The sequence below is a fragment of the Pseudomonas sp. PDM24 genome (assembly GCF_019218905.1).
GTDB lineage: Bacteria > Pseudomonadota > Gammaproteobacteria > Pseudomonadales > Pseudomonadaceae > Aquipseudomonas.
Genome location: NZ_JAHUWR010000007.1, coordinates 227,225 through 239,473 on the forward strand (window position 1 = coordinate 227,225; position 12,249 = coordinate 239,473).

A 12,249-nucleotide genomic window follows, 5' to 3' on the forward strand; every position below is an offset into this window, starting at 1 on the left:
CCTGTTACACCGAGTTATCGTTCTTCGCGGGCAAGCCTCGCTCCTACAGGGGGTGGTGGGGTTTACTCGTGATGCGCTTCGCCCAGGAAGGTCAGCGATGTGAACAACCCACGTGTCGCCACGTCCGGGTTGTCCTTCAGCGCAATCTCCATCTGCGCCGCAATCACATTCAACCCTTCATTGCGCACCAATACTTGCGCCCGACCCTCTGCATCGGTCTCGGTGCTTAAGGTATTCGGCGCGCTGCGATAGTCGCCCACCAACTTCACACCCGCCGCCGGCTTACCGTCCAGCAGCACTCGAACCGGCAACGACTTGCCCGGCCCCACGGTTAGCGGATCAACCTCCGGCAGAATCAGCAGTTTCATCTGATCGAGCTTCGGCAGCTTCGCCCCCGGCTGGTAGATCGCCAGGCTGTATTTGAAAGTCTGGGTCGACTCAATGGCCCCCGGCACTTTGCTGCGTCCTTCGTTGATCCATTTCTTATCCGCCGTCTGCGACCACATGCCATTGTTCAACGCCACGGCCATCACTGCTGGTGGTTTCAACGGTTGCAGGCGGGCGTGGTCGGCCAGCCGTTGCACGTTCACCGGGATCATTTTTCCGGCTACGTCATAGGCCCACGCGCCGCTGATTTTCTGTGCCTTGAAGGCGTTGTCTTCGGCACCGTGGCCGTAGATGACTTCGATGTTGCCGCGACGTTCTTCGGTCCAGAGACCGTGGGCCGAGACTTGGCCGGCACACAAAAGACTGAGTAGCGCCAGGGATTTTAGGTGTTGCATGGTGGACGTCCTTTTACAGGTTGAGTGTCAGGCTGACGGTGAAATTGCGCGGTTCTCCGGGGTTGACCCAGTAGTTGCTGTAGGAACGCTCGAAGTATTTCTCGTCGAAAAGATTGTTCAGGTTCAGGCCCACGGTGACGTTTTCGCTGGCCTTGTAATGGGCCAGCAGGTCGACGGTGTGGTAGGCCGGCAGTTCGAAATCGCTGCCGGCTTCACCCGAGCGATCGCCGACATAGGTGAACGCTGCGCCAAGGTCCGAACCGCGCAAATGACCGTCCTGAAATTCATAAACACCCAACAGACTGCCACTGCGTTTGGCCACGCCGAGAATTCGGCTGCCGGTGGGAATGACCTTGTCGCCCTGGGTGACTTCGGCGTCGATGTAAGCGAAGGCGCCGATCACTCGCACTGCATCGGTCACTTGTCCGGTGACTTGCAGGTCCACTCCCTGGCTGCGGGCCTTGCCCATGGCGCGGCTGGAGTCGGTGCTCGGGTCGAGGGCCAGGACGTTTTCCTTTTCGATATGGAAGGCGGCGAGGGTGGTGCTCAAGCGGTCGTCGAACAGCTCGCTCTTGATCCCGACTTCATAACCGACGCCTTCTTCCGGGTCGAAGGATTTGCCGGCGGCGTCCAGCCCATTGTTCGGTTTGAACGAAGTGGAGGCGTTGGCGAACAACCCCACTTCGGGCGTCAGTTGGTAGAGCAGGCCGGCTCGCTGGGTCAGTGCGTCGTGGCGCTGGCGGCTGGTGGCGTTGCGGCTGTGATCGTCGATGCTTTGTTCGAAATGCTCGAAGCGCGCACCGAGCATGCCGCGCAGTTTGTCGGTGAAGACGATCTGGTCCTGAAGGTTCAGCGCCTGGCTTTCGACGTGCTCGAAGAAGTCGGTCCCGGAGCGCGCGCCATCAGGTTTCGGCTGGCCGTAAATCGGCCGATAGATATCGATAGCGTAAGGGCCGCCGGCAATGGTCGTGACCCGTTCGTTCTTGCGGAAGTTCTCGTATTCGCTGCCGATCAGCAGTTCGTGTTGCCAACTGCCGATGTCGAACAAACCGCGCAGTTCGAGTTGGGTGATGCTGTCGTGCCAATTGGTGTCGCGCTCGCGATAGCGGCGGTTGACGGTGTGGCCGTCGGCGTTCAAGGGACGAGTTTCGGAGGCGAAGCCCCAGAGCTTGCCTTCCTTGTAATGGCTGGCGAGGCGCAGTTTCCAGCGGTCGTTGAGCTGATGTTCGAGGGCGGCTTGCAGCAGATTGTTGTGGTTGTCGATGTCGCCATCGTTGGGTTCGCCAAGGAAGGTCGAACGGGAGACACCGCTCCATTTATTGTTCGGCGCGACGACACCGCGATCGAAGGTCGAGCTGTGGCGCACGAACTCACTCTCCACCAACAGGTGGGTGTCCGGGTTCAGTTGCCAGCTGAACGAAGGCGCAACGAACACACGCTGACTGTCGACGTGATCGCGGAAGCTGTGGTTGTCCTCGACAGCCAGGTTCACCCGGGACAGAACGTTGCCATCATCATCCAGCGGTGTGTTGACGTCCACGGCGGTGCGATAGCGATCCCAACTGCCGGTGCTGGTTTGCAGAGTGGTGAAGGCTTCAGGCTGGGGTTTCTTGGTGACGATGTTCACCGTACCGCCCGGATCGCCACGACCATAGAGGCTGGCGGCCGGGCCTTTGAGCACTTCGATGCGTTCGATGTTGGCCACGTCCGGCGTGCTTGGATAGCCGCGGTTGGCGCTGAAACCGTCCTTGTAGAACTCCGACGTGGTGAAGCCGCGCACGCTGTATTCGTAGAGCGTCAGGCCGCCGAAGTTGTTCTGTTTCGACACGCCGCCGGCAAATTCCAGCGCGCGTTCGACGCTGGTGCTGCCCAGATCCTTGAGCACACTGATGGGAACCACACTGATCGATTGCGGGATATCGCGAGTGGCCGTGTCGGTTTTGGTTGCGCTGGAAGAGCGCGTGGCGCGGTAACCCCTGACCGGGCCGGTGGGGGATTCGTAGTCGGAGGTGACGCTGATGGCGTCCAGTTCAACGGTTTGCGACTCTTTGGCGAAGACCGGATCCCCCAGCAAACCGAGGGCCAGGCCTGCGAGGGAAGCCATTGTTCGAGACGACATGTTATGTTGTTCCAATAGTGACATTGAAACAATATAACATGCCTAATGAGAATGTATTCGTTTAAGGCTGGCTGTCTCTGTGCTTTCAAAGACCTCGGAAAGATCGCAGCCTGCGGCAGCTACTCTTCTTTTTCCTTGATCGGCGCGGGTGGCGGACGCAAACCGATTTCTGCCGTGAGCTTGAGCTCTTTACCGTTGCGCATTACCTGAATGGTGACCTTGTCGGTCGGCTTGATTCGCGCCACCTGGTTCATCGAGCGGCGACCGTCGCCGGCCGGTTCACCGTCGATGCTAAGGATCACGTCGCCCAGTTGCAGGCCGGCCTTTTGCGCCGGGCCGTCACGGAAAATCCCCGCGACCACAATCCCCGGACGTCCCGACAGACCAAACGATTCCGCCAGTTCCTGACTCAAGGGTTGCACTTCGATGCCGAGCCAACCGCGAATCACCTGGCCGTGTTCGATGATCGACTTCATCACTTCCATCGCCAGTTTGACCGGGATCGCGAAGCCGATGCCCTGAGAACCGCCAGACTTGGAGAAGATCGCCGTGTTGATGCCGGTCAGGTTGCCATTGGCGTCCACCAGTGCACCGCCGGAGTTGCCGGGGTTGATCGCGGCATCGGTCTGGATGAAGTCTTCGTAGTTGTTCAGCCCCAGCTGATTGCGCCCGGTGGCGCTGATGATGCCCATGGTCACGGTCTGGCCGACGCCGAAGGGGTTGCCGATGGCCAGGGCCACGTCGCCGATGCGGATATTGTCGGAACGGCCGACGGTGATCGACGGCAGGTTTTTCAGGTCAATCTTCAATACCGCGAGGTCGGTTTCCGGGTCGCTGCCGATGACCCGGGCCAGGGTTTCACGGCCATCCTTGAGCGCCACCACGATCTGGTCGGCACCGCTGGTCACGTGGTTGTTGGTCAGCAGATAACCTTCCGGGCTCATGATCACGCCCGAACCGAGGCTCGACTCCATGCGCTTCTGCTTGGGCGAGTTGTCGCCGAAGAAGCGGCGGAACTGAGGGTCTTCGAACAGCGGATGGCTGGGCTTGTTGACCACTTTGGTGGTGTACAGATTGACCACCGACGGCGCGGCCGTGGTCACCGCGTCGGCATAGGACACCGGGCCCTGCTGCAGACCGATGGTTTGCGGGGCTTGCTGCAGATTGACGTCCAGGCTCGGTAACCCGACCCACTCCGGGTAACGCTGCATAATCAATAGAGCGATAAGCACGCCGGCCAACAGCGGCCAGCCGGAAAAACGCAGCGCCTTGAGCATTAAGCAAGTCCTACAGAGGTTGCAGGCGGTGTGAGACCGCCCATAATGTCGCGCATTATACGAGGCCGAGCGCGCCTCTGAACGGGATATTTAGGAGTCTTTTATGGCCGTTGCCCTGAGCACCCTGGTCGAAGAAGCCGACCGCTACCTGGCAAGTGCGAAGATCGCCGATTACTGCCCCAATGGTTTGCAGGTCGAAGGCCGGCCGCAAGTGATGCGCATCGTCAGCGGTGTTACTGCAAGCCAGGCGTTGCTGGACGCCGCGGTAGAGGCCCAAGCCGATCTGGTGCTGGTGCATCACGGCTATTTCTGGAAAGGTGAAAACCCGTGCATCACCGGCATGAAGCAGCGCCGGTTGAAAACCTTGCTCAAGCAGGATATCAGCCTGCTGTCCTATCACTTGCCGCTGGATCTGCACCCGGAAGTCGGTAATAACGTGCAGCTTGCCCGGCAACTGGACATCACCGTCGAAGGCCCGCTGGATCCGGACAATCTGAAAATCGTTGGCCTGGTCGGCTCGTTGAGCGAACCGATGACCCCTCGCGATTTCGCCCGTCGCGTGCAGGAAGTCATGGGGCGCGAGCCATTGCTGATCGAAGGCAGCGAGATGATTCGTCGGGTCGGCTGGTGCACCGGTGGTGGCCAAGGGTACATTGATCAGGCGGTGTTGGCCGGCGTTGATCTGTACCTCAGCGGCGAGGCCTCGGAGCAGACGTTCCACAGCGCCCGGGAAAACGACATCAGCTTCATCGCCGCCGGCCACCACGCCACCGAGCGTTACGGCGTGCAGGCATTGGGGGATTACCTGGCGCGACGCTTCGCCCTTGAGCACATCTTTATTGATTGCCCGAACCCTATCTGATTTCAAAACTGAATGGGGTTGCCCTGTAGGAGCGAGGCTTGCCCGCGAAGAACGATAACGCGGTTCATCAGGAATACCGCGTTATCGTTCTTCGCGGGCAAGCCTCGCTCCTACAGGGTGTGGTGCCAAACGAGGGGGTATATTCATATACCCTTTCGATCTAGCCAGCGTCCTGATTAGAAGAGGGCGCTGTGCTAGGATTCCCCGCTCGAACACGGCCCGCAGGCCGTCCATAAGATCGTTTTCGTGAGTAGCCATGGTCGACAAACTGACGCATCTGAAACAGCTGGAGGCCGAAAGCATCCACATCATCCGCGAGGTCGCCGCCGAGTTCGATAACCCGGTGATGCTGTACTCCGTCGGTAAAGACTCCGCCGTGATGCTGCACCTGGCACGCAAGGCATTCTTCCCGGGCAAACTTCCGTTTCCGGTGATGCACGTCGACACCCAGTGGAAGTTCAAGGAAATGTACGCGTTCCGCGACCGCATGGTCGAAGAACTCGGCCTGGACCTGCTGGTGCACGTGAATCCCGAGGGTGTTGCACAGGGTATCAACCCGCTCACCCACGGCAGTGCCAAGCACACCGATATCATGAAGACCGAAGGCCTCAAGCAGGCCCTCGACAAGTACGGCTTCGATGCGGCATTCGGTGGCGCCCGTCGCGACGAAGAGAAATCCCGTGCCAAAGAGCGCGTGTATTCCTTCCGCGATACCAAGCACCGCTGGGACCCGAAAAACCAGCGTCCCGAGTTGTGGAACGTCTACAACGGCAAGGTCAACAAGGGCGAATCGATCCGCGTATTCCCGTTGTCGAACTGGACCGAGCTGGACATCTGGCAGTACATCTACCTCGAAGGTATCCCGATCGTGCCGCTGTATTTCGCAGCCGAACGCGATGTCATCGAGATGAATGGCACCTGGATCATGATCGACGACGAGCGCCTGCTCAATCACCTGAGCGACGAAGACAAGGCGCGCATCGTCAAGAAAAAGGTCCGTTTCCGTACGCTGGGCGACTACCCGTTGACCGGTGCGGTCGAGTCCGAGGCCACCAGCCTGACCGACATCATTCAGGAAATGCTCCTGACGCGAACTTCCGAACGCCAGGGCCGGGTCATCGATCACGATGGCGCCGGTTCGATGGAAGAAAAGAAACGTCAGGGTTATTTCTAAGGGGTTGTCATGTCGCACGCATCTGATTTGATCAGCGAGGACATCCTCGCCTACCTGGGCCAGCACGAACGCAAGGAAATGCTGCGCTTTCTGACCTGTGGCAACGTCGACGACGGCAAGAGCACCCTGATCGGGCGCCTGCTGCACGACTCCAAGATGATCTACGAAGATCACCTGGAAGCCATTACCCGCGACTCGAAAAAAGTCGGCACCACCGGTGAAGACATCGACCTGGCGTTGCTGGTCGACGGCTTGCAGGCCGAGCGTGAGCAGGGCATCACCATTGATGTCGCCTACCGCTATTTCTCCACCGCCAAGCGCAAATTCATCATCGCCGATACCCCCGGCCATGAGCAGTACACCCGCAACATGGCCACCGGTGCCTCCACCTGTGACTTGGCGATCATTCTGGTCGACGCCCGTTATGGCGTGCAGACGCAGACCCGTCGCCACAGCTTTATCGCCTCGTTGCTGGGCATCAAGCACATCGTTGTCGCCATCAACAAGATGGACCTCAACGGCTTCGACGAAAAAATCTTCGAGTCGATCAAGGCCGATTACCTGAAGTTCGCCGAAGGCATCGCGTTCAAGCCGACCACCATGGCGTTCGTGCCGATGTCGGCGCTCAAGGGCGACAACGTGGTGAACAAGTCCGAGCGCTCGCCGTGGTACACCGGCCAGTCGCTGATGGAAATCCTCGAAACCGTCGAAATCGCCAGCGACCGCAACTACACCGACCTGCGTTTCCCGGTGCAGTACGTCAACCGCCCGAACCTGAACTTCCGTGGTTTCGCCGGCACCCTGGCCAGCGGCATCGTGCACAAGGGCGATGAAGTCGTTGTGTTGCCGTCGGGCAAGAGCAGCCGGGTGAAATCCATTGTCACCTTCGAAGGTGAACTGGAGCATGCAGGTCCTGGTCAAGCCGTGACGCTGACCATGGAAGACGAAATCGACATCTCCCGCGGCGACTTGCTGGTGCATGCCGACAACCAGCCGCAAGTGACTGACGCCTTCGACGCCATGCTGGTGTGGATGGCCGAAGAGCCGATGCTGCCGGGCAAGAAATACGACATCAAGCGCGCCACGACTTACGTGCCGGGTTCGATCACCAGCATCGTCAATCGCGTGGACGTGAACACCCTGGCCGAAGGTCCCGCCAGCTCGCTGCAGTTGAACGAGATCGGTCGGGTCAAGATCAGCCTCGACGCGGCCATCGCGCTGGACGGTTATGACAGCAACCGCACCACCGGTTCGTTCATCGTCATCGATCGACTGACCAACGGCACGGTCGCGGCCGGCATGATCATCGCTCAGCCGTTGAGCCATGGCAGCAGCACCCACCACGGCAAACTGGCGCATGTGGCTACCGAAGAACGCGCCCAGCGCTTCGGCCAGCAACCGGCCACCGTGTTGTTCAGCGGCCTGTCGGGCGCTGGCAAAAGCACTCTGGCTTACGCGGTTGAACGCAAGCTGTTCGACATGGGCCGCGCAGTGTTTGTGCTCGATGGCCAGAACCTGCGTCATGACCTGAATAAAGGCCTGCCACATGATCGTGCCGGGCGTACCGAAAACTGGCGTCGTGCAGCGCACGTTGCGCGGCAGTTCAACGAAGCGGGTCTGTTGACCTTGGCAGCCTTCGTTGCGCCGAGTGCTGAAGGTCGTGAGCAGGCCAGGGAACTGATCGGCAAGGAGCGTCTGCTGACGGTCTACGTCCAGGCCTCTCCGACGGTCTGTGCCGAGCGTGATCCGCAAGGTCTGTACGCGGCGGGTGGCGATAACATCCCGGGCGAATCCTTCCCGTACGACGTGCCGCTGAATGCCGATCTGGTGATCGACACCCAGTCGCTGTCGCTGGAAGAAAGCGTCAAGCAAGTGCTGGATCTGCTGCGCAAGCGTGGCGCGATCTAAGCGTTAGCTGCCAATAAAAAACCCGCAGATGAGTGATCGTCTGCGGGTTTTTTTGTGTCTGGGAGGACGCCTTCGCGGGCAAGCCTCGCTCCTACAGGTTAATTGCGATCACCCCGACCTGTAGGAGCGAGGCTTGCCCGCGAAGAGGCCGGTACAAACACCTCAAACTTTGGCGGGATACTCCCGGTGCATCTGCCCCAGCAGCGCATCCTTGTCATTCCACAGCTGATTGATCCAACCCTGAAACTCCAGGCGATATACACCGTCCTGGTCGTAGTTCTTGCCGACGAACTGCGGTGGAATCTTCAGCTCCTGAAAATGCACCACCACATCCTTCACGTTCCCACAGAGCAAATCCCAATAACCCGGCCGCCCGGCCGGATAGTGAATGGTCACGTTGACGATGGCTTCCAGCTGGTCGCCCATGGCATCCAGCACGAAGGCAATACCACCTGCTTTCGGCTTGAGCAGGTAGCGGAACGGTGAGCTCTGCTGTACGTGCTTGCCCTCGGTGAAGCGCGTGCCTTCGACGAAGTTGAAAATCCCCACCGGGTTATTGCGGAACTTGTCGCAGGTCTTGCGGGTGGTTTCCAGGTCTTTGCCTTTCTTCTCCGGGTGCTTCTCCAGGTAGGCCTTGGAGTAGCGCTTCATGAACGGAAAGCCGAGCGCCCACCACGCCAGACCGATCACTGGAACCCAGATCAGTTGCTGTTTGAGAAAGAACTTCAGCGGGCGGATGCGCCGGTTGAGCACGTACTGCAACACCATGATGTCGACCCAGCTCTGGTGGTTGCTGGTGATCAGGTACGAGTGCTGATAGTCCAGACCTTCCAGCCCGCTGAGCTGCCAGCGCGTGTGCCCGAGCAGATCCATCCAGGCCTTGTTGTTGCTGATCCAGGCTTCGTGGATATGGCTCATCAGCCAATCGGTAAAACGTTGGGCGGCGGGGAAGGGCAGCAGCAGTTTGAAGATCGCCACCACGAACAGCGGCGTGCAGCAGACAATCGTGTTCAGCGCCAACAACAGCGAGGCGATCACGCCGCGCACGGGTGCAGGTAGAAAATCCAGCATTTAAACATCCAAAGGTCGGTTGGCAGCTTGAATCGCGGTCAACGCGATGGTGTAGACGATGTCGTCGACCTGCGCGCCGCGCGGCAGGTCATTCACTGGTTTGCGCAGGCCTTGCAGCATCGGCCCGAGGCTGACGCAGTCGGCGCTGCGCTGCACGGCTTTGTGGGTGGTGTTGCCGGTGTTCAAGTCGGGGAACACGAACACCGTGGCACGCCCGGCGACCTGGCTGTTCGGCGCCAGTTGCCGGGCAACGGTTTCGTTGGCGGCGGCGTCGTATTGCAATGGGCCGTCGATCAGTAGCGAGTTCTGTTGTTCATGGGCGAGCAACGTCGCTTCGCGCACCTTCTCGACTTCTTCGCCGCTAGCCGATTCACCGCTGGAGTAGCTGATCATCGCCACGCGCGGGGTGATGCCGAAGGCGGCTGCCGAGTCGGCGCTTTGCAGCGCGATCTCGGCCAGTTCGCTGGCGCTGGGGTGCGGGTTCATCACGCAGTCGCCGTAGACCAGCACTTCCTCGGGGAAAAGCATGAAGAACACTGACGACACCAGCGTGCAGCCCGGCGCGGTCTTGATCAGTTGCAGGGCCGGGCGGATGGTATTGGCGGTGGAGTGAATGACCCCTGACACCAGCCCGTCGACTTCATCCAGCGCCAGCATCATGGTGCCGATCACCACGGTGTCTTCCAGTTGTTGCTCGGCCATCGGCGCGTTGAGGCTTTTAGTCTTGCGCAGTGCAACCATTGGCTCGACGTAGCGTTCGCGAATCAGGTCCGGATCGAGGATTTCCAGCCCCGGCGGCAACTCGATGCCTTGGGCGCGGGCGACGGCTTCGACGTCCGCCGGTTTGGCCAGCAACACGCAACGGGCAATGCCGCGGGCCTGGCAGATCGCGGCGGCCTGCACGGTCAACGGCTCGCTGCCTTCGGGCAACACGATGCGCTTGTTGGCGGCCTGGGCGCGCTGGATCAACTGGTAGCGGAACACCGCAGGCGACAGGCGCATTTCCCGTGGCGTGCCGCAGCGCTGGTGCAGCCAGTTGGCGTCAAGGTGGCTGGCGACGAAATCGGTGATGATTTCCGCACGTTCGCGGTCGTCGATCGGGATTTCCTTGTTCAAACTGTTCAACTGGTTGGCGGTGTCGTAGGAACCGGTGCTGACCGATAACACCGGCAAGCCGGCCTGCAAGGCGCCACGGCACAGATCCATGATGCGCGGGTCGGGAAGGGTGTCGCTGGTCAGCAACAGGCCGGCCAGAGGCACGCCGTTCATCGCCGCGAGGCTGACGGCGAGGATGATGTCGTCGCGATCGCCGGGGGTTACCACCAGCACACCGGGTTTGAGCAGCTCCACAGTGTTGCGCACGGTGCGGGCGCAGATGATGATGTTGGTCATGCGCCGGGTTTCATAGTCGCCGGCGTTGAGCACCTGAGCGCCCATCAGGTCGGCCACGTCACGGGTGCGCGGTGCATTCAGTTCCGGTTGATACGGGATGCAGCCGAGCAGGCGGAAGTCGCCACTGCGCAGCAATGGCGAGTGCTCCTTCAGGCGCGAGGCGAAGGCCTCCATGCTTTCGTCGGTCTTGACCTTGTTGAGGATCACGCCCAGGACTTTCGGGTCTTTCGGCCCGCCGAACAATTGCGCCTGCAATTCCACCCGGCCGGACAATTCAGTCAGCACTTCGTTTTCCGGTGCCGAGACCAGAATCACATCGGCGTCCAGGCTCTTGGCCAAATGCAGGTTGACCCGCGCCGCGTAACTGGCGCTGCGGGTCGGGACCATGCCTTCGACAATCAGCACGTCCTTGCCGACAGCGGCTTGCTGATAAAGGGTGATGATTTCTTCGAGCAGTTCGTCCAACTGACCGTCGCCGAGCATTCGCTCAACGTGGGCCAGGCCCAGTGGCTGAGGCGGTTTCAAACCGTGGGTGCGGGCCACCAGTTCGGTGGAGCGTTCAGGGCCCGTGTCACCCGGGTGCGGCTGGGCAATCGGTTTGAAAAAGCCGACTTTGAGACCGGCCCGCTCAAGCGTACGCACCAGCCCGAGGCTGATGGAGGTCAGACCCACACCAAAATCGGTGGGCGCGATAAAAAAAGTTTGCATGCGGATTCTCTAAGGGTGCATGGCAATGGTGAGCGCCTATGGCTGGCGTTCTACCGAAATTCAGTCGTCAAGGTTATCGCTAACCGAGCCTTGTGCGCACCATCCGCAATCAAAGGGCTGGCCTATTTTTTCATTACGCAACGAAGGGTCCAGCACCCAGGCCCGGGATTGCCACGGCGGCTGGTGCCGCAGGTGTTGGGTATGGCCGCAGGAAAGCTCGGCTACCCAGTGTCCGTCTTCATCCTGATGGAAGCCTGTGACCGTCGAGCCCTTTGCCGCACCCCGTCTGTCCGGGTTGTGTTCGCTTTCAGACGATTGCTTCGCTAAACTTGGTCTTTCTATATTCTTATGCAAAAGGTCTCGCCCCATGCTGATCGCCGCCAATAAGGCTGTCTCCATCGACTATACCCTGACCAACGACGCTGGTGAGGTCATCGACAGCTCCGCCGGCGGCGCGCCGCTGGTCTACCTGCAAGGCGCAGGTAACATCATCCCGGGCCTGGAAAAGGCACTGGAAGGCAAAGCAGTCGGTGACGAACTGACTGTCGCCGTAGAACCTGAAGATGCCTATGGCGAATACGCTGCCGAACTGGTCAGCACTTTGAGCCGCAGCATGTTCGAAGGCGTCGACGAGCTGGAAGTGGGCATGCAGTTCCACGCATCCGCTCCGGACGGCCAGATGCAGATCGTCACCATTCGTGATCTGGACGGCGACGATGTCACTGTCGACGGCAACCATCCGTTGGCCGGTCAGCGCCTGAATTTCCAGGTCAAGATCATCGACATCCGTGACGCCAGCCAGGAAGAAATCGCTCATGGTCACGTCCATGGCGAAGGTGGCCATCACCACTGATTTTCTGCGCTAAGCTTTCGAGAGCTGGAGAGGCGCCCGAGGGCGCCTTTTTAGTCCGCGGCTGTCCTTGATGGCACCGCCAAGTGGCTGTTTTGAGAAGAAC

General features: G+C 60.0%; 10 protein-coding genes. 4 read left to right on the top strand and 6 right to left on the bottom strand.

What is annotated here, in order from left to right:
• Positions 1-62 precede the first annotated feature (62 nt).
• The 3 genes from KW837_RS22760 to algW form a co-directional block, all read right to left on the bottom strand.
• Positions 63-782 carry a DUF4198 domain-containing protein gene (locus tag KW837_RS22760; protein ID WP_218398692.1) on the bottom strand — a complete coding sequence of 240 codons (720 nt, stop codon included), beginning with the start codon at positions 780-782 and terminating at the stop codon, positions 63-65.
• 13 nt (positions 783-795) lie between these two features.
• Positions 796-2,901: a TonB-dependent siderophore receptor gene (locus KW837_RS22765; RefSeq protein WP_218398693.1), complete on the bottom strand. Its 2,106-nt coding sequence runs from the start codon at positions 2,899-2,901 to the stop codon at positions 796-798.
• A 119-nt stretch (positions 2,902-3,020) separates the two neighbouring features.
• Complete coding sequence (gene algW / locus KW837_RS22770) at positions 3,021-4,178, bottom strand: Do family serine endopeptidase AlgW (RefSeq protein ID WP_123499015.1); 1,158 nt, start codon at positions 4,176-4,178, stop codon at positions 3,021-3,023.
• Between the two features lie 103 nt (positions 4,179-4,281).
• On the opposite strand from algW, the gene KW837_RS22775 reads away from it, so the two are divergent.
• The 3 genes from KW837_RS22775 to cysN all read left to right on the top strand — a co-directional run bounded on the left by KW837_RS22775 (position 4,282) and on the right by cysN (position 8,122).
• Positions 4,282-5,040 carry a Nif3-like dinuclear metal center hexameric protein gene (locus KW837_RS22775; protein WP_218398694.1) on the top strand — a complete coding sequence of 253 codons (759 nt, stop codon included), beginning with the start codon at positions 4,282-4,284 and terminating at the stop codon, positions 5,038-5,040.
• 256 nt (positions 5,041-5,296) lie between these two features.
• Positions 5,297-6,214: a sulfate adenylyltransferase subunit CysD gene (cysD, locus tag KW837_RS22780; RefSeq protein WP_008008639.1), complete on the top strand. Its 918-nt coding sequence runs from the start codon at positions 5,297-5,299 to the stop codon at positions 6,212-6,214.
• 9 nt (positions 6,215-6,223) lie between these two features.
• Positions 6,224-8,122, top strand: coding sequence for a sulfate adenylyltransferase subunit CysN (gene cysN / locus KW837_RS22785; RefSeq protein WP_218398695.1), 1,899 nt, complete (start codon positions 6,224-6,226; stop codon positions 8,120-8,122).
• A 162-nt stretch (positions 8,123-8,284) separates the two neighbouring features.
• On the opposite strand, the gene KW837_RS22790 is transcribed toward cysN, so the two are convergent.
• The 3 genes from KW837_RS22790 to KW837_RS22800 are packed head-to-tail and all read right to left on the bottom strand — an operon-like array spanning position 8,285 to position 11,692.
• Positions 8,285-9,193 (bottom strand): acyltransferase, encoded by a 909-nt coding sequence (locus tag KW837_RS22790; RefSeq protein WP_218398696.1) that lies wholly within the window; start codon positions 9,191-9,193, stop codon positions 8,285-8,287.
• Complete coding sequence (gene pta / locus KW837_RS22795) at positions 9,194-11,293, bottom strand: phosphate acetyltransferase (protein ID WP_123499023.1); 2,100 nt, start codon at positions 11,291-11,293, stop codon at positions 9,194-9,196. It abuts the gene before it with no gap.
• 60 nt (positions 11,294-11,353) lie between these two features.
• Positions 11,354-11,692, bottom strand: a complete 339-nt coding sequence (locus KW837_RS22800) for a DUF3565 domain-containing protein (RefSeq protein WP_123499035.1) — start codon at positions 11,690-11,692, stop codon at positions 11,354-11,356.
• Between KW837_RS22800 and KW837_RS22805 the strand changes: the two genes are divergently transcribed.
• The gene (locus KW837_RS22805) at positions 11,661-12,146 is read left to right on the top strand and encodes a peptidylprolyl isomerase (RefSeq protein WP_007901600.1); all 486 of its coding nucleotides are present in this window, start codon (positions 11,661-11,663) and stop codon (positions 12,144-12,146) included. The two genes, KW837_RS22800 and KW837_RS22805, sit on opposite strands and share 32 nt — an antisense overlap.
• Positions 12,147-12,249 lie beyond the last annotated feature (103 nt).

Bases quoted from the DNA above. Each gene is read 5' to 3' on its own strand.
- cysN (WP_218398695.1), top strand. From the start codon at position 6,224: ATGTCGCACGCATCTGATTTGATCAGCGAGGACATCCTCGCCTACCTG.
- KW837_RS22800 (WP_123499035.1), bottom strand. From the start codon at position 11,692: ATGGAGACAGCCTTATTGGCGGCGATCAGCATGGGGCGAGACCTTTTG.
- KW837_RS22790 (WP_218398696.1), bottom strand. From the start codon at position 9,193: ATGCTGGATTTTCTACCTGCACCCGTGCGCGGCGTGATCGCCTCGCTG.
- algW (WP_123499015.1), bottom strand. From the start codon at position 4,178: ATGCTCAAGGCGCTGCGTTTTTCCGGCTGGCCGCTGTTGGCCGGCGTG.
- KW837_RS22805 (WP_007901600.1), top strand. From the start codon at position 11,661: ATGCTGATCGCCGCCAATAAGGCTGTCTCCATCGACTATACCCTGACC.
- KW837_RS22765 (WP_218398693.1), bottom strand. From the start codon at position 2,901: ATGTCGTCTCGAACAATGGCTTCCCTCGCAGGCCTGGCCCTCGGTTTG.
- KW837_RS22760 (WP_218398692.1), bottom strand. From the start codon at position 782: ATGCAACACCTAAAATCCCTGGCGCTACTCAGTCTTTTGTGTGCCGGC.
- KW837_RS22775 (WP_218398694.1), top strand. From the start codon at position 4,282: ATGGCCGTTGCCCTGAGCACCCTGGTCGAAGAAGCCGACCGCTACCTG.
- cysD (WP_008008639.1), top strand. From the start codon at position 5,297: ATGGTCGACAAACTGACGCATCTGAAACAGCTGGAGGCCGAAAGCATC.
- pta (WP_123499023.1), bottom strand. From the start codon at position 11,293: ATGCAAACTTTTTTTATCGCGCCCACCGATTTTGGTGTGGGTCTGACC.